This window comes from Sorangium sp. So ce185 (assembly GCF_051526825.1).
GTDB lineage: Bacteria > Myxococcota_A > Polyangia > Polyangiales > Polyangiaceae > Sorangium > Sorangium cellulosum_D.
The window spans coordinates 2485359-2507187 of record NZ_CP150316.1 but is presented as its reverse complement, the minus strand read 5'-3'; the positions used below and the strand labels follow the sequence as shown (position 1 = coordinate 2507187).

General features: G+C 71.6%; 22 protein-coding genes. 8 read left to right on the top strand and 14 right to left on the bottom strand.

The features are described 5' to 3' along the window. Positions 1–822: 822 nt before the first annotated feature. The 7 genes from WMF26_RS09310 to WMF26_RS09280 form a co-directional block, all read right to left on the bottom strand. On the bottom strand, positions 823–1734 hold the full coding sequence (locus WMF26_RS09310) for a XamI family restriction endonuclease (RefSeq protein WP_438000023.1): 912 nt from the start codon (positions 1732–1734) through the stop codon (positions 823–825). Continuing rightward, positions 1734–2921, bottom strand: coding sequence for a DNA cytosine methyltransferase (locus WMF26_RS09305; RefSeq protein WP_438000022.1), 1188 nt, complete (start codon positions 2919–2921; stop codon positions 1734–1736). The genes WMF26_RS09310 and WMF26_RS09305 overlap by 1 nt, the downstream gene beginning before the upstream one ends. Before the next feature lie 261 nt (positions 2922–3182). Further along, positions 3183–3671, bottom strand: coding sequence for a DNA mismatch endonuclease Vsr (vsr, locus tag WMF26_RS09300; RefSeq protein WP_438000021.1), 489 nt, complete (start codon positions 3669–3671; stop codon positions 3183–3185). A gap of 198 nt (positions 3672–3869) precedes the next feature. After that, positions 3870–4001 carry a hypothetical protein gene (locus WMF26_RS09295; protein ID WP_438000020.1) on the bottom strand — a complete coding sequence of 44 codons (132 nt, stop codon included), beginning with the start codon at positions 3999–4001 and terminating at the stop codon, positions 3870–3872. Positions 4002–4111: 110 nt separating this feature from the next. After that, positions 4112–4435 (bottom strand): hypothetical protein, encoded by a 324-nt coding sequence (locus tag WMF26_RS09290; protein ID WP_438000019.1) that lies wholly within the window; start codon positions 4433–4435, stop codon positions 4112–4114. 759 nt (positions 4436–5194) lie between these two features. Beyond that, on the bottom strand, positions 5195–5629 hold the full coding sequence (locus WMF26_RS09285; protein WP_061622845.1) for a GNAT family N-acetyltransferase: 435 nt from the start codon (positions 5627–5629) through the stop codon (positions 5195–5197). Then, entirely contained in the window at positions 5629–5760 is a 132-nt protein-coding gene (locus tag WMF26_RS09280; RefSeq protein WP_438000018.1) for a hypothetical protein, read from the bottom strand. Before WMF26_RS09280 ends, WMF26_RS09285 begins: the two co-directional genes overlap by 1 nt. Before the next feature lie 151 nt (positions 5761–5911). Here WMF26_RS09280 and WMF26_RS09275 point away from each other — a divergent pair, with 151 nt between their 5' ends. The 5 genes from WMF26_RS09275 to ylqF all read left to right on the top strand — a co-directional run bounded on the left by WMF26_RS09275 (position 5912) and on the right by ylqF (position 12411). Next, a complete protein-coding gene (locus WMF26_RS09275; RefSeq protein ID WP_438002393.1) occupies positions 5912–6685 on the top strand; it encodes an endonuclease/exonuclease/phosphatase family protein in 774 nt (257 codons plus the stop codon). Between the two features lie 250 nt (positions 6686–6935). Further along, positions 6936–8714 (top strand): serine/threonine-protein kinase, encoded by a 1779-nt coding sequence (locus WMF26_RS09270; protein ID WP_438000017.1) that lies wholly within the window; start codon positions 6936–6938, stop codon positions 8712–8714. Positions 8715–8850: 136 nt separating this feature from the next. After that, a complete protein-coding gene (locus WMF26_RS09265; protein ID WP_438000016.1) occupies positions 8851–10530 on the top strand; it encodes a rhomboid family intramembrane serine protease in 1680 nt (559 codons plus the stop codon). Between the two features lie 229 nt (positions 10531–10759). Further along, on the top strand, positions 10760–11482 hold the full coding sequence (locus WMF26_RS09260) for a DsbA family oxidoreductase (RefSeq protein ID WP_438000015.1): 723 nt from the start codon (positions 10760–10762) through the stop codon (positions 11480–11482). Between the two features lie 32 nt (positions 11483–11514). After that, positions 11515–12411, top strand: a complete 897-nt coding sequence (gene ylqF / locus WMF26_RS09255) for a ribosome biogenesis GTPase YlqF (RefSeq protein WP_437945763.1) — start codon at positions 11515–11517, stop codon at positions 12409–12411. 36 nt (positions 12412–12447) lie between these two features. Here the strand turns inward: ylqF and WMF26_RS09250 are convergent, their stop codons facing one another. After that, positions 12448–13020: an NADPH-dependent FMN reductase gene (locus WMF26_RS09250; protein WP_437945762.1), complete on the bottom strand. Its 573-nt coding sequence runs from the start codon at positions 13018–13020 to the stop codon at positions 12448–12450. A 346-nt stretch (positions 13021–13366) separates the two neighbouring features. Here WMF26_RS09250 and WMF26_RS09245 point away from each other — a divergent pair, with 346 nt between their 5' ends. Continuing rightward, complete coding sequence (locus WMF26_RS09245; protein WP_061623752.1) at positions 13367–14290, top strand: DUF808 domain-containing protein; 924 nt, start codon at positions 13367–13369, stop codon at positions 14288–14290. A gap of 64 nt (positions 14291–14354) precedes the next feature. Here the strand turns inward: WMF26_RS09245 and WMF26_RS09240 are convergent, their stop codons facing one another. Then, a complete protein-coding gene (locus tag WMF26_RS09240; protein WP_437336806.1) occupies positions 14355–14783 on the bottom strand; it encodes a DUF3037 domain-containing protein in 429 nt (142 codons plus the stop codon). Then, positions 14764–15630: a HipA family kinase gene (locus WMF26_RS09235; protein ID WP_438000014.1), complete on the bottom strand. Its 867-nt coding sequence runs from the start codon at positions 15628–15630 to the stop codon at positions 14764–14766. The genes WMF26_RS09240 and WMF26_RS09235 overlap by 20 nt, the downstream gene beginning before the upstream one ends. Before the next feature lie 243 nt (positions 15631–15873). Between WMF26_RS09235 and WMF26_RS09230 the strand changes: the two genes are divergently transcribed. Beyond that, complete coding sequence (locus tag WMF26_RS09230; RefSeq protein WP_438000013.1) at positions 15874–16497, top strand: hypothetical protein; 624 nt, start codon at positions 15874–15876, stop codon at positions 16495–16497. 232 nt (positions 16498–16729) lie between these two features. Here WMF26_RS09230 and WMF26_RS09225 read toward each other — a convergent pair whose 3' ends face one another. The 4 genes from WMF26_RS09225 to WMF26_RS09210 form a co-directional block, all read right to left on the bottom strand. Further along, complete coding sequence (locus tag WMF26_RS09225) at positions 16730–17929, bottom strand: hypothetical protein (protein ID WP_438000012.1); 1200 nt, start codon at positions 17927–17929, stop codon at positions 16730–16732. Positions 17930–18242: 313 nt separating this feature from the next. Beyond that, on the bottom strand, positions 18243–18683 hold the full coding sequence (locus tag WMF26_RS09220) for a hypothetical protein (protein WP_438000011.1): 441 nt from the start codon (positions 18681–18683) through the stop codon (positions 18243–18245). 383 nt (positions 18684–19066) lie between these two features. Further along, positions 19067–20275: a hypothetical protein gene (locus tag WMF26_RS09215; RefSeq protein WP_438000010.1), complete on the bottom strand. Its 1209-nt coding sequence runs from the start codon at positions 20273–20275 to the stop codon at positions 19067–19069. A 388-nt stretch (positions 20276–20663) separates the two neighbouring features. Continuing rightward, positions 20664–21134 carry a hypothetical protein gene (locus WMF26_RS09210; RefSeq protein WP_438000009.1) on the bottom strand — a complete coding sequence of 157 codons (471 nt, stop codon included), beginning with the start codon at positions 21132–21134 and terminating at the stop codon, positions 20664–20666. 171 nt (positions 21135–21305) lie between these two features. Here WMF26_RS09210 and WMF26_RS09205 point away from each other — a divergent pair, with 171 nt between their 5' ends. Beyond that, positions 21306–21803, top strand: coding sequence for a hypothetical protein (locus WMF26_RS09205; RefSeq protein WP_438000008.1), 498 nt, complete (start codon positions 21306–21308; stop codon positions 21801–21803). The last annotated feature ends 26 nt before the right edge of the window (positions 21804–21829 follow it).

The window sequence follows — 21829 nt, the reverse complement described above, 5'->3', positions numbered from 1 at the left end:
TCCAGACCATAAGAAGAATGCACGCACGTCTGAGATCCCTCCGGATATGGTTTTATGGTAGGCTTGCAGTAAGCCCGCCTGTCCTCGACGATGCCATCGTAAGCAAACGACCATCTCGTCGTGCTCAATGATGCGTCGCACTTGGAGCAGGCTCTGCTTCGGCTCACCCAGCCGTCTGGGTACCAAGTGCCATCAATGATACAGCCAGGGCCAGGAGCTGCGCACGCGGCAACTTGCCCATCGCAGACTACGTATCCAGGATGGGCCGAACACGTCACCACCGAATCTGGGCAGCTTACCGCAATCCCATTCCACGTGGGGAGAGGGCAATCTGATTTGCAGAACAGTGATTCTTGCTGTACGAAACCGACTAGACCATCGGTCGAGTCGCCACCTATCGACGCACTCTCTGCCACGCAGCCAGCTATCACAAAGATGAGAGCGAACAATCGCTTCATGCCTAACTCCTCGGTAATACCTGCAGATGCGACGATTTTTCGTCCCAGCAGGCGCGCCCACCTGGAGGCAACCGGGGTTCGGCGTCAATCAGCGGTCACGTGGCAGCGTACGGGTATGCAACGTCCCGGGCGGTCATGCCTGGCTCCGTCTCTGGTGGCTCTGCGCCGTCGACTCCCGCTACGCCGCCGGCGCCCCCCTGCCGCCGCCCGCGCAGGTGCCGCGCAGTATGGTGCAGTTGAGCTTGTTCAGCGGACCCGATATAGTCGCGCGAACCCTGCACGTACAGCTTGTTTATGCAACTCACAATTCGACGCACTGGGTGCGGTGGCATGCTTCACGCACTTGTCTCACAACATGTTACCTTCAGCCGACGGCGACCAGGAAGCGCGACAGTGCATCCAAATCGTGCTCCCAGAAAATCGTTACCCCTTGCCTGTCTTGCGCTTGGACCAAGCAGCCCAAATCAAATACGCCGTCTAGCACGACGGCGGTGATGACCTGGCCAGCGCCGAAGTGCGCGCGCCAGGTTTCAGCTTTTCCACCGGTCTCGCGATTCAGCCGCTTCCACCCATTCTTTGGCCCGATGGACACCTTGCACTCTATAGCGAGTAAACGGCCATCACGAAGACGCACAGGCACGTCACATTTCGCGCTGCCGAGTCGCCGCTCTGGGCTGTAGGAACCGCGGGGCAGATCGTCGATGAAAGCAATGCGAGCGCTTGACAAGTCGCGGAAGTATCCTGCCGCAGCAAGGACCGACGCGACAGCGGCTTCCTGTCGCTTGGAAACATCTCCACGAGCCCCCGTCCCAACGCGCTGAGCTGCGAGCAGAACTACGGTCGAAAGTACAGCCGCGTACGCTTCCATTCTTGTTGGTTCGCGGTCTTCGCGTACCCATGGGAATCGCACGGGATCGACTACTGGCGCGATCACCTCGGCCGCATCGTCGGCGTACTGTGATCGCACGGTCTTGGACTTCGGACTACCAACGAGCGTCCAGAAATTCTCCTCTGACAACACAGGGGCACATACGTACCGAAGCAGTTGCCAAACGTCCGGATCGTTCCGAAAGACGGCGCCGTCTATGCGCCGCAAGTTGTTCGTGGCTCTCAGCACCGCTTCTACTTGCGGGCGAAGCTCTTCGCAGGCAGCGACAACTGCGTCAGCGCCCTCGGCGCGCCATCGCGCCCTGAACGCCGCCTCTCGCAGGTCACGCGCTACCTTGAGCTGCTCGCGCGTGTGTACCGGCGGTGCGACCAGTGCAGCCGGCGCCATTACGATGCTTTCAACGCCAGATATCGGACTCGCGAAGCCGCGTTAGCACGATGGTCCGCTGCGGCACCGCGGATTCTGCGGCTGAAATAGGCCGGCCACTCTGGCGATTCTGGCGTGATCTTGGATTGCCCCTGTTTGAGAGCCTCTATAAGCGTCGTCCCCAGGGCCTTAGCCATGTCTGTTTGCACTGCGTTGCCACTCAGTCTGAATTTGGCCTCGCGGGGCCCCTCGAACACCCACTCGTCGGGGAAGCCCTGCAGTGCTGCGCACTCGCGCCACGTGAGCCGACGCATGCTCTCGCCGTCTGGCTTCACCCAGTCCGGTGTCGAAGCTGCACGAATCGTTCTAGACGGCAAGGAAAGATCGGCAAGGAAGCTATCCTGCCGATAACCCCAGTGCCCCCCTGGGCGTTGATGTTCGACAGTGCCACCCGTACGAATACCGGTCCCCGGTTCCAGAGCCATCAACTCCGCGGCACGCTTGCCGCACGGCACTACGACGTCAGCAGGATCCGGTTTTGGGCGACGAGCCAGAAACTCGCCCAACGAGACCCACGGCTTCCGGAATAATCCACTGACCTCGTCGTGCGTAGGCTCCGGGAAGCTAGGCAAGTGGTGGTCGGCCGTAGCCATCATAACGAGCCGAACGCGTCGCTGCGCAGCGCCATAATCCGCTGCGTTCATCAGCGCCCAATTGACGGCGTATCCGAGGTTTTCCCACTCCGCCTGGATTATTTGGATGGCCTCGCCATGTTGCCCTTTGGGACCGACGGCAGTCAGCAGTCCGCGAACGTTCTCCATCAATACGTAACGCGGTTTCAGTTCATCGGCCAAGCGCAGCATCTGGGCAATAAGCAACCCGCGGGCGTCCTTGAAGCCTCGCTGCAGTCCCGCAGAACTCCATGGCTGACAGGGCGGGCCGCCAGCGAGTAGAGAGGGGCGCCAGGTCGACTTTGCTCCTGCTGGACGAAGGTCGGCGCCACGCAGGTCGCGAACGTCAGCTTCGAGGATGCGCGTACCATCGAGATATCTTCTTGTCGGGCTTCCCTCGATGGGAATCCGGGCACTTTGGCTCGCGCGCAGGCTGGCGACAGCGGCTGTGTCGATGTCGCAGGCGGTTTCAATATGCCAGCCTGCACGCTCCAACCCGATATCCAGGCCTCCAGCGCCGCTGAAGACGGAAATCACTGTAGGGAGCGCGCTCATAATTTACAGATTTGCAGGCATGCCCCGGATCACGGCTGCACGTCTGTACACCCATAGTAGCCAGCGCTCCGAGTTGTCAAGCTCGACGAGCGCTCGGCCTCGTTTGTCGTGAGCATAGCCCGTGCAAAGCGGACGGAGGGTGGTGGTCTTTCACAAGCGGGCGGCGTGTCCGCGCACCGTCCAACTCAAGCGCGCGGAGCCGCCCATGCACAAATTGTGCCAAACGATCGCTCGGTCGCCCGGTTACAGCACGAACAGGAACGGCCGTCGTGGCTGGTCGCGACGCCGCGCCACGATTTTCTTCAGCGCCGCCGCCGCTTGCTCTGCATCGGTGTGCTCCCAAATGCGAACGACGGTCCAGCCAGCTTCAAGGAGAGCAGCGTTGGTTTGACGATCGCGCGCACGATTTCTCGCGATCTTGCTGCTCCACCAGCCAGAATTCGTGTTCGACGAGCGTTTGTGAAGGTCGCAGCCGTGCCAGAAGCAACCATCAACAAAAACGACCACTCTGGCCGAAGCAAAAACGATATCCGCCTCTCTTCGCGGCAGCAAGCGAACGTGGGTACGGTATCGCAATCCGCGCCGATGTAGCGCTCTTCGCAGCCGCAGTTCACACGCGGTGTTGTGGCGCGCTTGTGCCTGCATACGTGCGCGGACACGTGGGGATGAGGCCTTCGGCACGCTCTGGCCGCCGACTATCTGCGACTCGGAATTTTGCCGTTCAGTCGCCATGCGCAACGGACGACGTATGTCGTGGTATGTGTCGGGCGTCAATTGTCGCTCACCCCACTCGACGATACGGATCTGGCCTAGTCGAATGGGGCTCCGCCCGACAGACAAGATGGACGACCTCGTCGCCTCCTTCGGTCACCTGCGCCATCACGGCGATCTCGTGCAGCACCTCGCCGGGCGTGCGGTTCTCGAGCTGGGCTACTCGCCGTCGCGCATGTACAGCCGGATCAGCGCGTCCAGCCCCTGGATCGCGCCGAGCGCCTGCTGGAAGGCCCGGCGGTCGGCCTTGGTCTTGGCCTTCAGGTGGAGGTCAAGTACGGCCGCCAGCAAGCACTCCCACTTTTATGGGCGCGTCGGGAGGGGGTCGAGAGCCGGGGTCCCTTCGGCGACGACGGTCAGGTCGCCCTCGGTCAGGAGGGGCGACTTCTGGGCGGGCTTGCTCATCGGCGCCACTTCTTGAGCCGCCAGCCCAGCGCCTCCCTGGCGATCCTGAGCCGGCTCGAGGCCGTCGATGGATTCATCCCGCGCCGTCGGGCGTACGCAACGAGGCTCTCCGGGTCGTCCATGGAGAGCAGCGCCTCGCGTTGCCAGTCCGGCAGGTCTGCCAGCGCCTCCAGAACCTCGCGCGCCTCGATCTGGGCGTGGAGGTCGATGCCGACCGGCTCGCGGAGCCTGCCGATAGGCTGCGCGTGAAGCACCGCCCGCCGTACCCACGCGCTGTGCAGGTAGTGTCCCGTCTTGCGCCACGCGATGCCGTACAGCACGCGCGGAGCGCCTTGCGGGCGTCCTGCCCGGGATCGGGCCGGTACATGCCGCGCTTCACCGAGCGCGACGCGCCGAGGAGGACGTCCTGCGCAACGTCGTCGCGGTCGCGCGCAGCTACGCCGCTGGAGATAAGCACGGCGACGATGACGCCGCGCTCGGCAAGGATCGCCTGCATCGTCGGTCGCCTCCTGGGATGTCGCGTGGCAGGCGGGCGGCGAGCCCCCTCCCGCGGGCGGCTCATCCGGACCTCCCGCATACCGGGCACCGGTCGGCCGCCACGGGCGGGCTCAGCAGGCGCTCCACGGTCGTCTCAGCGGCGCGGGCGGCCAGCAGGACCAGCGCAGGCGAGCCTCGGCCGATACCGCAGGCGACGCCGGCCAGCGTGCGGACGTGGACGCCGCCCATCGCGGCGGAGATGGCACGCCAGCTGCCCAGCCTGGTCTTCAGCCCGCGCAGGGCCGCGCGGAGCCGCCGGGTCTCGTCGGCGGTCAGGGAGAGGGATCGGCTTCGATGGTACGAGCGGCGTGTGGGTACACGTCCGCCTTGCCCACCGTCGGGTGGGATCAGGCACAACTGCATCGTCGGACCTCGTGTGAGCGGGGTTCGGCCACGCAGCCCGGAGCGCGCCAACGCTCGCGGGCTGCACTACTTCCGGCCGAACTTAGTCCGTCACGGCGAGGCCGGAGTCAAAGTGCAGCACTCAGAACCAAAGTGCAGCACTACCCGCCGCCCGCGCCCGCCGCGACTCCACAGCGGGCTCAGGTCATCCGCCTGACCATCCGGGTGTGCGGAATGCCTGCCTCGTCGAAGATCGGCCCCTCCTCGACGAAGCCGAGCTTGCGATAGAACGGCGCGGCGGCGACCTGGGCGTTCAAGACCAGCGCGCGCGCGCCCTGCGCGGCGGCGACGCGGATCGCCTCCTCGAGCAGCCGCCGCCCGAGGCCGGTGCCGCGAAGATCCTTCCTGACGGCGACGCGGCCGACCTTGAGGGCGTCCCCGTACGGCACGATCCGCATCGTCGCGACGACCTCGTCGCCGTCCAGGACCACGAAATGCTGCGCGCCCTCGTCGAGCTCGTCGACCTCGATGTCCGCGGGCACGGCCTGCTCGACGACGAAGACCTCGTACCGCAGGCGGAGCGCGCCGACGTAGAGCGGCGAGTCGCTGCGGATCGGGAGGATCTCGCCGGCCATCAGGCGCTCTCCAGGGCCGCGGAGGGAGCCCGGCCCGCAAGGCCCGCGCGCGCCGCGGCGGCCGCCCCGGCGATGATGGCGAGGGCGGCGCGCTGCGCTGCCCACAGGAGGCCTCGTTGCTCGATGCTCATCGTCCTATCCATGAATCCTGCACGTCGAGGCCCGGCCCCGCGCCCGGCCGTGCCGGATTCGTGCGCTGTCGCCGGCGCCGCGTCCACCGGATTCAGCACGCGCTGGAGCTGCTCTGCTCGGACGAGCTAGCCTGATCCCACCGTGAAGATCATGACCTTCAACATCCTCTCCGGCGGCGAGGATCGCTTCGAGGCGATCCTCACGATCGTCGCCGCCGCGCGCCCGGACCTGCTCGTCCTCCAGGAGTGCGTCGGCTGGGAGGACGGCGCCCGGCTCCGGGCCGTCGCCGAGGCGGTCGGCGCGCCCCCGGGCGAGCGGCACGCCGTGCTCGGGAGCGCCAACCCGCGGCCGAGCGGCCGGCGGAACCACGTGGCCGTCGTCAGCCGGGCGCCGCTCGTGAAGGCGCGCGTGCACGCGCCCGAGGTGCTGGCCCACTGCCTCGTCGAGCTCGAGCTCGACCTCGCCGGCGAGCCGCTGCTCGTGCTCGGCACCCACCTCAACGCCGGCAGCGAGGACCGCCGGCTCGCCGAGGCGCGCTGGCTGCTCTCCCTCGTGCCGCCCGCCCGGTTCGCCGCGGGCCTCTGGGCGCTCGCCGGCGACCTCAACGCGATCTCGCGCCGCGACCCCTACCCCGCAGACCTCGACGCGCGCCTCGCGGCCGCGGGCATCGAGAAGTACGGGAGCCCGCCGCGATTCGACACGATGGACACCCTCGAGGCGTTCGGCTGGACCGACGCGCTGCGCCTCCGGCCGCGCTCCCCGCGCTGGGCCACCGCGCTGCGCGGCCGCGCCGGCGCGCAGGTCGAGACGCGGACCGACTACGTGCTGCTCTCACCGCGGCTCTCCGGCCGGCTCGCGCTCGCCGACGTCATCGACGTCGGCGCCGCGTCCGACCACCACGCGGTCGTCGCCGAGATCGCCTGACGCCGCCGGGCGCGCGCGATCCACGCGCCCTCTCGTCCGCGCACGGCAATGGCGGAGCACGGTTCGAGCAGGGCGCGGACCTGCGCGCCGCGCGCCCGTGCGACCCGATTGAATCCGAACAACACCACTGCAAGATCACAGGCACGCTCGCCGTCGCTCGCGCGAGACCAGCGGCCGACGAGGTTGAATCGGCCTGGCCTCGCGTGACAGACCCGGAGCGGTCCGCTAGGCCATCACTTCGGCCCGCGCCATGGATTCACCCTACGGCCTGCACGCTGGCACCCTCATCGGCGGCGATTTCGAGGTGGTGCGCCCCCTCGGCTCGGGCGGCATGGGCAGCGTGTATCTGTGCCGCCAGCACAGCACCGCGCGCGAGCGCGCCGTGAAGGTCATGCACCCGGTGCGCGCCACCGACCCCGAGGAGCGCCGCCGCTTCGAGCGGGAGGCGCGGGCGCCTGGGCTCATCGGGTCGCCGCACATCGTCGAGGTGCTCATCGCCGGCGTCGACGCGGCGTCGGGCCTGCCCTACCTCGCGATGGAGCTGCTCCACGGCGAGACCCTCTCGGCGCGCGTCGAGCGGAGCGGCCCGCTCCCGGTCGCCGAGGCGCGCCGCGTCCTCGAGCAGCTCGGGCGCGCGCTCGAGGCCGCGCACGACGCGGGCATCGTCCACCGCGATCTCAAGCCCGAGAACGTCTTCCTCGAAGAGGCCGAGGGCGGCGCCGCGCCGCGGGTCAAGCTCCTCGACTTCGGCATCGCCAAGGTCATCGCCGACGCGCGCACCTCGACGACGGGCGCCCTGGGCACGCCGCTCTGGATGGCCCCCGAGCAGGCCCACGTGAGCTACGCGGCGCTCCCCCAGAGCGACGTCTGGGCGTACGGGCTCGTCGCGTTCTTCGCGCTCGCCGGCCAGCTCTTCTGGCGGGGCCGAGAGCTCCCGGCGCTGCTGCGCGAGGTCCTGATCGAGCCCATCCCCGCCGCGAGCCGGCGCGCGGCCGAGCTCGGGCTGCCGACCCTCCCCGCCGGGTTCGACGTATGGTTTTCTCGCTGCGTCGAGCGCGACCCGTTCGCCCGGTTCACGAGCGCCGCCTCCATGTGGCCCGCCCTCGAGCGCCTCCTCGACGCCGCCGCGCTCGAGGCGCCGGCGGGGGCCGCGGCGTCCCTCGCCGCGGAGGCGCGGCGCCGCGGGTCGTCGTCGCCGCCGGCCGCGTCCGCCGCCGACGTCGGCGCCGAGGAGAGGCCCGCGCCAGTCGACGCGTACGGCAGCACGATCACGTTCCCCGGCCTCCGGGACCGCGACGAGCGGACCATGGAGGCGGCCGAAGGCGAGGCGACGGGCGATCGCCGCGGCGGCGGCGAGGCCCCCGCGGCGGCGCCCGGCGAGCCCCGCGCCGCGGGAGCGCCGCGCCTGGAGGCGCCGCGGGCGGACGCGCAGCGGCCGAGGAGCGCGAGCTCCGTCCCGCCGCCGACGCCTGTCGAGGTCCGGCCGCCCGGCAGCGCCGCGATGCCGCGCGTCCGGGGCGGCGGCGGGACGGAACGGCCGCTCGTCCACGCGCTGGACGGCGATCACTGCATCGCCACCTGGAACGGCATCCTCTTCCAGATCTGGCGCGAGCGCACCACCGAAGCGGCGGTGCGCGGGGTCCGCCGCGTCCTGCGCGAGCACGGCGGCCAGCTCCAGGCGACGCTGGTCATCCTCGAGGAGCACACCATCCCGGCGGGGACGGAGGTCCGGAGCTCGCTGGCGGAGCTCTCGAGGGAGCTCGCGGCCCACGGGATGTGCGCCGCGCTGGTGTTCGAAGACCACGGCTTCCGGGCGTCGCTGATGCGCAACGTGGCCATCGAGTTCATCCTGCTGAGCCGCACGCGGCTCCGTTACGAGGTGTTCAGCGCCATGAAGGACGCCTTCGCCTGGCTCATGCGCAACCGCCCGCGGCTCGACTGGCTCAGGGAGCTGCCGGACGTCACCGAGGCGCTCCGCCGCGAGGCGGCGGCGCGCGGGGCGCGGGCGGCGTCGACCTCCCTGCGGTGAGCCCGGGCGCGGCGGCTTAGGGCGCGAGGAGCCGCGCGCCGGGCGCGCTTCGCGACCCAGCGCGCGCCGCCTTTCCGCTACGCTCTCCGCGCGATCGATCGCAGGAGGAGGAGACAGCGTGGTGGAGCAGCCGAGCATGGACCGCGCGTTCGGGGATGAGACGGTGGATCGGCGCGACCGCCTGCTCGCGGCGCTGCTCCGCGGGCCGGACGCCTTCGTGCTCCTCCGCTGCGACGCGGACGTGGCGGAGCTCGTCGCCGGGGCGGCGCCCGTCCGGCTCCTGCTCGTCAGGGCGGCCGACGACGCCTCGGCCGACGAGATCCGCGCCCGGATCGAGCCCCTGGTGAAGGCGGTGCGCCCCGGCGGGCCGCCCGCGCACTTCGTCGTGGTGGGCGGCGGCGCCGCCGCCGGCCGGGCCGCGCTCGCCAAGGCGGCGCCGCTCGTGCAGCCCGTGCGGATGGGCTTCCACCACCTCGACGCGGCGGGCGCGCTCGCGCGCGTGAAGGGGCCCGCCCTGCCGGCCCTCGATGAGGCCCACGGGCGCCTCGCCGAGGTGGGCCCGCTCGGCCCCGACGGGATCGCCCGGGCGCTCGAGGAGGGGCAGGCGCTGGCGCAGCAGGAGCGCGCGATCGTCGACAGGCTGACGGGCAGCCGCAGCGTCACGACGACGCTCGTGATCGCGTGCGCCGCGCTCCTCGCCGTGAGCTACCTCTTCGGCTCGGGCACCCACGAGGCGGCGCTCTGGCGCATGGGCGCGAACAGCGGCGAGGCGGTGCGCCGCGGCGAGCTCTACCGGCTCCTCGCGTCGGCCTTCCTGCACGCCGACCCGATCCACCTGTTCGTCAACATGCTGGCGCTCTGGTCGTTCGGCCCGATGCTCGAGGCGCTCCTCGGCCCGCGGCGGTTTCTCCTGCTCTACGCGGCGTCGGCGCTGGGCGGGTCGGTCGCGAGCGCGATGCTGGAGGAGCGGTGGAGCGTCGGCGCGTCGGGCGCGATCTGGGGCCTCATGATGGCGGGCATCGGCGTCGCGCTGCGGCCCCACGGGCTCCTGCCCCCGGCGATGATCGCGCAGATGCGCAGCCGCGCGTGGTGGCCGCTGGGGCTGAACCTCGTCTACAGCTTCCAGCCCGGCGTCGACCTGCTCGCGCACCTCGGCGGCGGCGTCGTCGGCTTCGCGCTCGTCGTCACGGTGCTGCCCCGCGGCCTCCTGCCGGTCGAGCAGCGCGCGCGCGCGGCGGACGCGGAGCCGAGGCCGCGCCCCCTCCTCACGGCGGCGGCCGCCCTCGCGGCCGCGGCGATGGCGGCGTCCGTGGCGGTGGCGCTCGTCGCCGGCCGCCCGTGGGCGCTCGGCGCGCCGCCGGCGCTGACGCGCGTCGCGGTCGCGGACACGGGCGTCGCGCTCGACCTGCCGGAGACGCTCGCGAAGGTCACGGCCGTGGAGGACCTGAACGGCATCCCCTTCCACACGTACGGGCGGCTGCCCCAGACGCCGGTCGTCTTCCAGATCGCCGTCTTCCCGCTGGACGGCGAGGTGCCGCCCGATCAGGTCGACGCGCTCCTCGAGCAGGAGCGCAAGACGCTCGACGAGCACCGGCCGGCGAACACCGTCAAGAAGGGCCCGGCGGAGCGCGTCGATCTGGGCGGGCGACCCGCGGTGAGCGTCAGGAACGAGCTCAAGAACGGGGTGCAGATGGTGAGCTACATCGTCGTGCTCGGGGGCCGGGAGGTGGTCCTCCAGGCCTACTCGACGATGAATCGGCCGGTGTCCTGGGCCGGAATCGAGGACAAGGTGGCGGCGACGATCGCGCTCCAATGAAGCGCGGCGACCCGCCGCCGGCGGCGCCCGCGGCGAGCGGGCGACCCGGCGGAGGCCTCCCCTCGCCCGCGGGTAGTGGTCAAATTTGAACATGAAGGCGGGAAGGCGGGAAGAAAACATGAATGATCTTCCCACCTTCATGTGGACTCTTCCCGGGCAAAGTTGACCACTACCCGCCCGCGACGAACGCGCCTGGCCGGACGCGCAGCGGCGACCTACCTTGCTCGCCATGACGAAGAAGCTCCGTGTCGATGTCTGGTCCGACATCGCGTGCCCGTGGTGCTACGTCGGCAAGCGCCGGCTCGAGGCCGCGCTCGCCAGGTTCCCGCACCGGGATGCCGTCGAGGTCGTCTGGCGCGCGTTCGAGCTGGACCCCGCGGCGAAGCGCGTCCTCGGCGCGGAGGTCTCCTACGCCGAGCGGCTCGCGAGGAAGTACGGCGCGTCGGTCGCCAAGGCCGAGGCGATGATCCGGCAGATGACCGAGGTGGCCGCGGCGGACGGGCTCGATTTCCACTTCGAGAAGGTCCGGCCCGGCAACACCTTCGACGCGCACCGCGTGCTGCACCTCGCGGCCGAGCGCGGCGCGCAGGGCGCGGTGAAGGAGCGGCTGCTCCGGGCCTACATGACCGAGGGCGAGGCGATCGGCGAGCCGGAGGTGCTCGCGCGCCTCGCCGGCGAGGCGGGGCTCGACCCGGTCGAGGTCCGCGAGGCGCTCGCGGGCGACGCCTTCGCGGCCGAGGTGCGGGCCGACGAGGCCGAGGCGCGGGCGATCGGCGTCACGGGCGTCCCCTTCTTCGCCTTCGGCGGGCGGTACGGCGTCTCCGGCGCGCAGCCGGCGGAGGCGCTCCTCGGCGTGCTCCAGCGGACGTGGGACGAGGCGGCCGGCGAGCCCGACGCGTCCGACCCGATGCTCGCCGAGGGGGCGGCCTGCGGCCCGGACGGGTGCGCGTGAGCCGCCGGGCGTGATAGAGAGCTCCGCGGCGAATGGCGATTCAATGGTATCCCGGCCACATGACCAAGGCTCGGCGCCTGATCGCCGAGTCGATGCCGTCGCAGGACGTCATCATCGAGGTGCTCGACGCCCGCATGCCGCGGGCCAGCGAGAACCCCGTCGTGGCCGAGCTGCGCGGCCAGAAGCCGTGCATCAAGGTGCTGAACAAGAGCGATCTGGCGGACCCGGCCGTCACGACGGCGTGGCTGCGCCACCTCGAGGCGGAGCACCCGGCGCCCGGTGAGGCGCCGCCGGGGGGCAAGGTGCTCGCGATCGCGATCTCCGCGACCCAGTCGTCCGAGGCGCGGCGCCGGATCCCGGAGCTCTGCAAGCGCCTCGTGCCCCCCAAGAACGGCCCGGGCAAGGTGGTGCGGGCGATGATCGTGGGGATCCCCAACGTCGGCAAGTCGACGCTCATCAACACGCTCATGGAGCGCAAGGTGGCCAAGGTCGGCGACGAGCCCGCGGTCACCAAGAGCCAGCAGCTCGTCACCTTGAAGAGCGGCATGGCCATCTCGGACAACCCGGGCATCCTGTGGCCGAAGATCGACGACGAGGCGGCCTCGTTCCGCCTGGCCGTGGGCGGGGCGATCCCGGACACGGCCATCGACTACCAGAGCGTCGCCCTCTTCGCGGCGGGGTACTTCCTGCGGCGGTATCCCGAGCTCCTCGTCGCCCGCTACAAGCTGAAGGAGCTGCCGGAGACGGCCTCCGCGCTGATCGAGGAGATCGGCCGCCGCCGCGGCTGCCTGCGGAGCGGCGGCGCGGTGGACCTGCACAAGGCGTCGGACATCCTGGTCCACGACTTCCGCGCCGGGCGCCTCGGGCGCATCAGCCTGGAAGAGCCGCCGGGGCTGGAGCCGCCGTCGGGCATCGAGGAGAGCGCCTGAGCGGCGGCGCCGCGCTTCTTCAGCCGCGGCGCCGCGCTACGCCGCCCGCCCCGCCGCGACCTGCTTCGCCTGGACGATGGCGCTGGCGAACCAGAGATACTCGTCCAGGAACCGCGCGGTCGACTTCGCGATCGGCTCGCTCTTCACCTCGAGCGCCTCGTCGAACGCGTTGTGGACCTCCGAGACGAGCAGCTTCGTGGGCATCGCGAACGCCCCGAGGCTCAGGACGACGTGCTGCAGCTGGGTCGACGCGTTGATGCCGCCGAGCTTCCCCGCGGAGACCGCGGCCACGCCGATCGGCTTCCGGTTGAACTCCTCCCAGAAGTAGTCGAGCGCGTTCTTCAGCACGCCCGAGAAGCTCCCGTGGTACTCCGGCGTCACGAACACGAGCCCGTCCGCCGCGCGGAGGCGCGCGCTCAGGGCCTGGACCCGCGCCTCCACCTGCGCGCTCCGGGTGGCGTGCCCCTCCAGGATCGGCAGCGGGTCGTCGGCCAGGTCGATCAGATCGGCCGCGACGCCGCGCTCCTTCAGCGCCTTCTCCAGGTGCAGCGCGACCTTGTGCGACTGCCTTCCGACCCTCGTGCTGCCAAGCAAAATGCCTATCTTCATGGCGGCTCCTCCAGCCAGGAACATGCCCTCAGGGTAAGCTGGCGTGTCCATTCCGTCAGCTGACCCTCCAACGCGTTGGACAGTGTCCAATCCGTCGTCCAGGCGCGCCCTCGCGCCCTCGTGGACGGCCGGCGCCGTTCACGGACCGCGCGGCGCGGGTGGACATGGCGGAGAAGGGCGCGTGCACGGAGCGTCGCCCGGGGAAAGCCGCGCGTGGTAGGCTCGCCGGTCGACGCGAACGGCTAGGTTCTTCGACCGGCGACCGCCGGCGCCGCTACCATGCCCGCCGCGACGGCCGCCTCTCGGCGCCGCCGCTCACCCCATCCCCCGACGAGGACCTCACTCCATGGCCGGAAGCAGCCTGCTCGCCCTGATCGACGACATCGCCACCGTGCTGGACGACGTGGCCGTGCTGACCAAGGTGGCCGCCAAGAAGACCGCCGGCGTGCTGGGCGACGACCTGGCGCTGAACGCCCAGCAGGTGACCGGCGTCACCGCCGACCGCGAGCTGCCGGTCGTGCTGGCCGTGGCCAAGGGCTCGCTGATCAACAAGGCCATCCTGGTGCCGGCGGCGCTCGCGATCAGCGCCCTCGTGCCCGTGGCCATCACCCCCCTGCTGATGCTCGGCGGCGCCTTCCTCTGCTACGAGGGGTTCGAGAAGGTCGCGCACAAGCTGCTGCACGCCGAGCACGAGGAGGAGGCCCGCCACGCCGAGCGCGTGCACGCGCTCTCCGACCCGAAGATCGACCTCGTGGAGTTCGAGAAGGAGAAGATCAAGGGCGCGGTGCGCACCGACTTCATCCTGTCGGCCGAGATCATCGCGATCACGCTGGGCACCGTGGCGGACTCGAAGTTCGGCACGCAGGTCGCCGTGCTGGCCGGCATCGCCCTGATCATGACGGTCGGCGTCTATGGCCTCGTCGCCGGCATCGTCAAGCTCGACGACGCGGGCCTCCACCTGAGCCGCCAGGGCGACGCGTTCCAGCAGTCGCTCGGCCGCGGCATCCTGAGGGCGGCGCCCTGGTTGATGAAGGGCCTCTCCGTCGCCGGCACCGCGGCGATGTTCCTGGTCGGCGGCGGCATCTTGACGCACGGCGTGCCGTGGCTCCATCACCACATCGAGGACATGACCCGCGGCGTCGGCCCCGTGCTCGGCGCGGTGGTGCCGTCGCTGGCCAACGCGGTCGTCGGCATCGTGGCCGGCGCGGTGGTGCTGGGCGTCGTCACCGCGGTGAAGCGGGCGCTGGGCCGCGACGCGCACGAGCCCTGATCCCGCCCCGCGAGGGCGCCCGGCTCCTCGTCGCCGCCGCGCGAAGAAAGGCGCGCCGCGCGGGTCAGCCCTGTCCCGGCCGCACCAGGGCCGCGAGCAGCCGGTCGAGGGCCGCGGCCGGGTCGGCGCCGAGGCCGGCGTGGACGCGCGAGGGCTGGACGATGGTGCTGGCCGGGGACACCACCCAGCCGAAGCGCTCGGCCTGGGGGAGCCCGGCGACGTAACCGCACGCCGGATCGCCGGCGCAGACGCGGCGGATGAAGTCGAGGTGGCCGCGGACCGCCTCGAGGTCGAGCGCGGGCCAGAGGGCGAGCAGGCGCCGCTCGTCGGGCTCGCTCCGCGCCTCGAGGAAGCCCCGCGCGCGGCAGAAGAGGACCACCCCGACGTTGACGCGCTCGCCGCGCTCCACGCGCGGGACGACGCGCAGCACGGCGTAGTCGAAGGCGTCCGCGGCGTCGCGCGCGCGGGGCGGGCTACCGTCGGGTGCGGGCACCGAGCGCCTCCTCGACGAAGCCCCGCGGCGACGCGAGGCGGTGGGTGAGGTACGCGGCGTACTTGGCGCGCCGCGCATCGACGCTCGGCACGGCCGAGGGCGCCGGAGCGTCGCCCTCGGCGAGGCTGGTGAACGCCGACGCGCGCCGCTCTCCGACCAGCCGGACCGGCGGCTCCGGCTCGACGAGCCACGCGTCCGGGATCGCGGCGACGATCTCCGCGATCCGCGCGGGGGTGAGGCGCGCGGTGAGCGCGGCGTCGGCGGCGGCGATGTCGCGGGCGAACGGGAGCAGCGCGTGGTTCTTGATGAGGGGGAACCGGTCGGGCGCGTCGGCGAGCGGATCGGTCGTGTCGGTCCAGGCGTGGTGGACGTAGAGCGCGGCGCCGTGGTCGATGAGCCAGAGGCGGCGGTGCCACAGGAGCAGGTTCGGGTTCTTGGGGGTCCGGTCGACGTTGCTCACGAAGGCGTCGAACCAGACGACGGCCGACGCGAGCGCCGGGTCGAGCTCCGGGCCGACGAGCGGCTGGAACGCGAGCGACCCGGGCAGGTAGTCGAGCGCGAGGTTCAGGCCGGCGCTCGCCGAGAGCAGGTCCGAGAGCTCCGGGTCCGGCTCGGCGCGCCCGAACTCCGGATCGAGCTCCATGAAGACGATCTCCGGCACGGGCAGGCCGAGCGCGCGCCCGATCTCCCCCGCGACGAGCTCCGCGATGAGCGCCTTCGGGCCCTGGCCGGCGCCGCGGAATTTCAGCACGTAGAGGCCGTCGTCGTCGGCTTCGACGAGGGCCGGCAGCGACCCGCCCTCGCGGAGCGGGGTCACGTAGCGGGTCGTGTGGACGGTTCGGATCATACGGACCTCGGCGTCGCGGCGGACAGCGCCCCTCGGGCCAGGCGGCGGTAGTTGACGACATCTCGGCGCTCTGTGCCAGCGCGTCGCGCTCTCTTTGGGCGAACGGCTGCGGCTGGCCTCCGCTGGCGCGGCGCTCTCCGCAGCAGCGGTGTGCCGGCATGAGCCTTGCCGAGCTGCCGCGGTCGCCCCGCGCGACGGCGGTCGAGCCGGGGGCGCGGAGGGCGGCCAGAAGAAAGGGATCTCATGCATTCACGCATCTGGCTCATCGGGCTCGTCCTCCCTGCCGTCCTCGCCGCCTCGAGCTGTGCGGACGACGAACCTGGCACAGGTGGCACAAGCCCCGGCGCCGGCGCGACCGGCGGAGATGGCGGCGCCGGCGCGACCGGCGGAGATGGCGGCGCCGGCGCGACCGGCGGAGATGGCGGCGCCGGCGCGACCGGCGGAGATGGCGGCAACGACACACCGACAGCGTGCCGCAGCAGCGCGGAGTGCAGCCCGCCGCTCCCGAACGGCGAGTGCATCTCCTTTGCGGATCCGTGCTTCAACGCGGGAAACAACTTCTTCCCGCTGTGTTTCGAGGGCGCCTGCCAGGGCGACCAGCGCTGCTTCCAGTGCGCTCCGCAGGGGCCGGGTGTCTGCATATCGCCGTGCGCCGGGGACGCGGATTGCCCGGCGGGCAGCGCCTGCGACGAGGGCCAGCGCTGCGTCCCGAGCGCCTGCGCGTCCGACGAGGATTGCCCGGCCAACTTCACGTGCGATCTCGATGCGGGCCAGTGCGCGCGGAAGAGCTGCGCCGCCGACACCGACTGCGCTGGCTACTGCGTCGACAGGGTTTGCAGGGACGCGCTCGGCACGTGCGAAGTCTGAGAGCGCTCGCTGCGGACAGGCCGCCTCTCGCTCGCGAGACGACGCCGCGGCCTGCACCCGGCAGCTGGGGCGCAGCCACGTCGGTCGCATCGGTCACATCCGTTGCGTGAAACGGAGCAGCTCGGTGGAGCCGGGTCGCGCCGGAACGCGCGCCCGCGACAATCGATCGAAGTCGGGCCGGGCGCCCGCTCCGCGCAGGAGCGCGGGAGCGGGCGCCGCAGACCCTGCTGGCTCACTCGCCGAGGAAATCCAGCCGCGAGCCAAACACGGCCTGGTAGTCGCCGAGCAGGAACCCCTGCAGATCGGTCGTGAACTCGAACGGACCGATCACGTGAACGACCTCGCCGCTCGCGCCGCCGGCGCCGCCCTCGCCGCTCGTGCCGCCGACGCCGCCAGCGCCGCCGTCGCCGGTCGTGCCGCCAGCGCCGCCCTCGCCGGTCGTGCCGCCGATGCCGCCAGCGCCGCCGTCGCCGGTCGTGCCGCCAGCGCCGCCCTCGCCGCTCATGCCGCCGACGCCGCCGGCGCCACCGTCGCCGCTCGTGCCGCCAGCGCCGCCCTCGCCGCTCATGCCGCCGACGCCGCCGTCGCCGCTCGTGCCGCCAGCGCCGCCCTCGCCGCTCATGCCGCCGACGCCACCAGCGCCGCCTTCACCGCTCGTGCCGCCGGCGCCGCCCGTGCCGCCACCGGCGCCGCCCTCACCGCCCGTGCCGACGGGCCTCGTGACGGTGATGGAGTCGACATAGACCACGGTCGGGTTGGCCCAGGGCCCCGTGGTGCCCGCATCGACCTTGATGCCGATGCGCTGCACCTGGGTCTTGTCGAACGCCTCGGCACCTGCAACGGCGGCGGCGGCATCGACGTCGATGGTGAGCTCCGTCCAGTCGCCCAGCGCGCTGAGGTCCGTCCACCCCCAGGGGACGCCGACCCAGCCCTGGGCCCCCCCGTTCTGCACGTACGTCTGCACGCCACCGCCGGTGCCGGCGTGAACCTTCACGCGGTACGTGACCGTCGCGCCGGTCAGGTCGATGAGCCCCGGGAAGTCGAACTGGAACAGCGTCCCCGTGCTCGCCTCGGTGAGGGGCACGGCCAGCCGAGCGCAACCCGAGCAGCTCTCTTCCGGCCCAGGACCGATGTCCGGAGCGGCGCCCCCGCCGCCTTCGTTCGTGCCGCCTTGGCCGCCCTCGCCGCCCTCGCCGCCTTGGCCGCCCTCGCCGCCTTGGCCGCCCTCGCCGCCTTGGCCGCCCTCGCCGCCCTCGCCGCCGGACCCCGTCGTAGTCGAGCTCGCGCTCGTCGAGCTCCCCGACGTGGTCGTGCTCGACGAGGTGCCCCCGCCGGCGCCGCCGTTGCCGCCGTCGCCATCGTCGCCGCAGCCCGTGATGACGAACGCGCCGAACAGCAATCCACACATCGCCAAAGAAAGAACTGATCTCATCGCATCCTCTCTATCTATACCCATGAGGGGCCACGCGGCTGAGATCGCTGTTCTACGTACCTGCTCTGGCCGTACCCGAGCTCGCTCCGAACCCGCCGCGCGGGCGCGACGTTATCCCGAAGCCGGAATTTTCTCAACGGCGTATGTGGACATTTCCGAACCGCAGCGCTCGGCGCGCCGAACGAGCCTCGATCGTCGGCCGCGCCCCCAGCGCGGGAGTTCGCTGGAGCACCGGCGCAGAAACACAAGGCAGGAGCACGGACCGGACGCAGCGCGGCGCTTTTTCGGCGACGGCGTCAGGGGCGACGAGCGCTCAGGCCTGCTCGACGTTCTGCATCGGACCGCCGGCGGGGCCGGCCCCGACATCGACGGCCCCGGCGAGCCCGGCAGTAGGCGCGGAGAAGGCGCCGCGCTGGGCGGCGGGCTGGCCGGGCGGCGCCGCGCCGATGTCCCCGCCGACCACGCCGAGCTCCGCGTCGAGCGCGGCGTCCCGCTGCGCCTCGCGCTCCCGATCGCGCGAGACGACGACCTCCGCGACCGTACCGACGAGCGTGCCGATCACCGAGCCGGCGACGGCCCCGGGCGGGCCGGCGATCGCGCCCACCGCCGCGCCCGCCGCGGCCCCCGCGAGGGCCCCCGCAGCGGCCTTCGCGAGGCCGGAGGCGTGCGGCGGGACGCCCGCGGGCAACGGCGCATCGCCCCGGCGGCGCGCCTCACGATCGTTCTCGACAGCATCCATCGCGGTATCGTGCATGGCAATCACCCTCGCGGAGACCGAAGCCTCCCGCTGCGCGGGGGCGGCTCACGGTAGTTCCGTCATCTTGGTTCGTCAGTTCCTCGGTCCTCCCGGATCAAAGCACGCACCGTGCCGCCGGGAGCCGCGCGCGGCGCCGCGCGCCCCTGCGCCTCCGCGGCGCGCCGCGCGGCGCGCGCGTGGCGCATTTCGCCCCAGCGAGCGCGTCGAGGCGCAGAGCGCGGCGCCCGCTCGAGGCCGCCCGGCGAGAATGGGATTCGGCTGGAAGGCGATCCGGTCGACGTCGCGAGGGAGGGTTCACCCGATCCGACGGATCGATGCTTCAGCGCGCCTCGCGCGCTTCCGTGGTGAGGAGCAGCGGACGCCGCGGGGCTGGCCCGGGCTCAGTCGGCAAGGTGGAGCAGCGTCGAGCCGTCCACGGGCATGTAATTGCCGATCACCATCGGCTCCACGCTGGTCGTGAACTCGAACGGACCGACCACGTGAATCACCTCTCCGCTGGAGCCGCCTTCGCCGCCCGTGCCGCCTTCGCCGCCCGCGCCGCCGGCCCCGCCTTCGCCGCCCGCGCCGCCGGCCCCGCCTTCGCCGCCCGCGCCGCCCGCAGCGCCCGTGCCGCCTTCGCCGCCCGTGCCGCCGGCGCCAGCCGTGCCGCCTTCGCCGCCCGCGCCGCCGGTGCCGGCCGTGCCGCCCGCGCCCCCGGTGCCGGCCGTGCCGCCCTCGCCGCCCGCGCCGCCGGTCCCGGCCGTGCCGCCTTCGCCGCCGGTCCCGGCCGTGCCGCCCGCGCCCCCGGTGCCGGCCGCGCCGCCCTCACCGCTGGTGCCCCCCGCGCCGCCTTCGCCGCCCGCGCCGCCGGTGCCGCCCGCGCCGCTGGTGCCTCCCGCGCCGCCGACGCCGCTCGCGCCGCCCTCGCCGACCGCGCCGCCCTCGCCGAACTCGTCGCGCGTGCCCCAGGCGCCGCGCGCAGCGCTCGTGCTCCCGCCCTTCGTGACCGTGATGGAATCGACGTAGATGACGGTCGGGTTGGCCCAGGGGCCCGTGTTGCCCGCCGTGACCTGAAGCCCGATCAACTTGACCTGGGTGCGATTGAAGGCAGGAGACGCCGGGGCCAAGGCGTCGACATCGATCGTGAGGTCCGTCCACTCTCCCAGACCGGCGACCGGATTCCATGTATAGCCGACGTTCGCCCAGAAGAGCTCACCCCCGTTTTGCACGAACGGCTGCAGGCCGCCGTGGGTGCCGGTGTGGGCCTTCACGCGGAACGTGACGACGGCGCCCGTCAGGTCGATCGCCTCGTCGAACCCGATGAAGAACTGCGTCGCTTGCCCCGCGCTCCTGAACGGCACGGAGAGCCGCGCGCAACCAGGGCAGCTCTCGCTCGGGTCGGTGGTCCCGCCGCCGCCCTCTCCACCGCCGCCGCCGGAACCCCCCGTGCCCGTCGGGCTGCCGTTCCCGCCGGTCAACGTCGACGACGTGCTGGAGCCAGAGGGGCTCCCGCCGGCGCCGCCGCCGCCCGAGCCGTCATCGCCGCAACCCGTCGTGGCGAACGCACCGACCAGCAAACCGGTGACCGCCAAAGAATGAACGGTTCTCATTCAAGCCCCTCCTTGCCTTGAGCCTACGAGGCTGCGTGGCGAAGCCGCCGTTCGCCTTCGCGGCCATCACCGCACCCGAGCTCCTTCGCGGCCATCACCGCACCCGAGCTCCTCCGAGCCAGCCCCACACCCGGCGAGCGTATCTGGTGCCGAGCGCTTTCTCAACAGCACGGACGGCCCAATCCGTCGTCGAGAACACAGCGCGATCGCGATCGCCGACGCTGGATCCGCTGCGGGGGCGACAGCCACATCAGACCACCTGCGGAGTCGAGCCCGGAGCGCAGCGCGCCTGCCGGCGCCGGCGGTCGAGCGATCAGGGCTGCTTCACCGTGGCGCGATCGCGCCGAGTCGAGGGCGGCGCCGTTCACGGGCCCCGCGCGGCGCGGGCTCAGCGCCCGCCCGAGGAGGGCGCCGCGGTGGGGTCGAGTAGCATCATGGCGATGGCGATGACATAGAACGAGAGGCCCACCAGCAGGAACGCGATGGCGACGCGGTAGATGGAGGTCTTGCGGTCGCGGTAGGCGAGCGAGACGAGGAGCCAGCCGCGCATGTCGTGGCCGGGCTGCTGGGTGAGCCAGCGGATGTGCTGGACCCCCCAGACGATCAGGGTCGCGGAGAGCAGCACGGTCGCCACGCCAGCGATGATCAGCCCCTGCGCGGCGCGGCTGGTGCCGGCGATGAGGCGCCCCGAGAAGCCGGTCGTGGTGATGACGATGCCGCACAGGCCGATGAGCACCTGGGCGCGGTTATGGAGGACGGTGAACTGCCGCTCCAGGATCCCGTGCACGACCTCCCAGGACTCGGCGCCGACGAGCTTGATGAACCGGTCCGCCTCTTCCTCGCGCGCGACGTTCTTCATGACCGACGCCGTAGCACTCCGGCGCCCGCGCCTCATGCCGTCGCGCCGTCCATTCTGAGTATTCCACCATACCAGCCCAGCGCCGGCCGGCGATCGCGGCGCAACCATTGCGCGACGCGGGCACGACCGGGCCTTGCACCCCGGCGAGCGGGCTGGTTAACCTCGGCGGAAATGACCTTGGAGGTCGGGCTGGTCAACGAAATCTGCGCCATGGGCTGGGTCGACCGGCTCTATATCGCCGTGTGGCGAGGAAACGGCGTCACCGAGGCCCACACGTTCTATCGAGAGATGAAGGCCGGTATCGCGCGCTTCGGGTGGGGAATCGGCCACCTCGCCGTCATCGAGCCTGGCACCCCGCTGCCGCCGCCGGACATACGAAAGATCATCGTGCAGGTCTTCGATGAGGTTCCCGGCGCGGTGGGCGGCGTGTCCGTCGCGTGCGAGGGGCAGGGCTTCTTCGGGTCCGCCGTGCGCAGCGTGGCGACCGGGCTCATGATGCTGGCCAAGACGCCCGTCCCGTTCCGGCTCAGCGGGAGCGTGGTCGATTCGGCGGAGTTCCTGTCGACGCGCGTGGCCGCAGGCGCGACGCCGCTCGAGCCGGCGGCGGTCGTCAGCGCGGTCCAGGAGCTGAGGCACCGGATGCGCATGAGGGACGCCAAGTCGGCTTGATCCGCGCCCGGGCGCGGGGCGGCGCG

Coding starts and splice junctions, on each gene's coding strand:
- WMF26_RS09210 (WP_438000009.1), bottom strand. CDS start 21,134: ATGAAGAACGTCGCGCGCGAGGAAGAGGCGGACCGGTTCATCAAGCTC.
- WMF26_RS09245 (WP_061623752.1), top strand. CDS start 13,367: ATGGCCGGAAGCAGCCTGCTCGCCCTGATCGACGACATCGCCACCGTG.
- WMF26_RS09215 (WP_438000010.1), bottom strand. CDS start 20,275: ATGAGAACCGTTCATTCTTTGGCGGTCACCGGTTTGCTGGTCGGTGCG.
- WMF26_RS09265 (WP_438000016.1), top strand. CDS start 8,851: ATGGACCGCGCGTTCGGGGATGAGACGGTGGATCGGCGCGACCGCCTG.
- WMF26_RS09280 (WP_438000018.1), bottom strand. CDS start 5,760: ATGAGCATCGAGCAACGAGGCCTCCTGTGGGCAGCGCAGCGCGCCGCC.
- ylqF (WP_437945763.1), top strand. CDS start 11,515: ATGGCGATTCAATGGTATCCCGGCCACATGACCAAGGCTCGGCGCCTG.
- WMF26_RS09235 (WP_438000014.1), bottom strand. CDS start 15,630: ATGATCCGAACCGTCCACACGACCCGCTACGTGACCCCGCTCCGCGAG.
- WMF26_RS09260 (WP_438000015.1), top strand. CDS start 10,760: ATGACGAAGAAGCTCCGTGTCGATGTCTGGTCCGACATCGCGTGCCCG.
- WMF26_RS09270 (WP_438000017.1), top strand. CDS start 6,936: ATGGATTCACCCTACGGCCTGCACGCTGGCACCCTCATCGGCGGCGAT.
- WMF26_RS09205 (WP_438000008.1), top strand. CDS start 21,306: ATGACCTTGGAGGTCGGGCTGGTCAACGAAATCTGCGCCATGGGCTGG.
- WMF26_RS09230 (WP_438000013.1), top strand. CDS start 15,874: ATGCATTCACGCATCTGGCTCATCGGGCTCGTCCTCCCTGCCGTCCTC.
- WMF26_RS09225 (WP_438000012.1), bottom strand. CDS start 17,929: ATGAGATCAGTTCTTTCTTTGGCGATGTGTGGATTGCTGTTCGGCGCG.
- vsr (WP_438000021.1), bottom strand. CDS start 3,671: ATGGCGACTGAACGGCAAAATTCCGAGTCGCAGATAGTCGGCGGCCAG.
- WMF26_RS09250 (WP_437945762.1), bottom strand. CDS start 13,020: ATGAAGATAGGCATTTTGCTTGGCAGCACGAGGGTCGGAAGGCAGTCG.
- WMF26_RS09275 (WP_438002393.1), top strand. CDS start 5,912: ATGACCTTCAACATCCTCTCCGGCGGCGAGGATCGCTTCGAGGCGATC.
- WMF26_RS09220 (WP_438000011.1), bottom strand. CDS start 18,683: ATGCACGATACCGCGATGGATGCTGTCGAGAACGATCGTGAGGCGCGC.
- WMF26_RS09285 (WP_061622845.1), bottom strand. CDS start 5,629: ATGGCCGGCGAGATCCTCCCGATCCGCAGCGACTCGCCGCTCTACGTC.
- WMF26_RS09310 (WP_438000023.1), bottom strand. CDS start 1,734: ATGGCGCCGGCTGCACTGGTCGCACCGCCGGTACACACGCGCGAGCAG.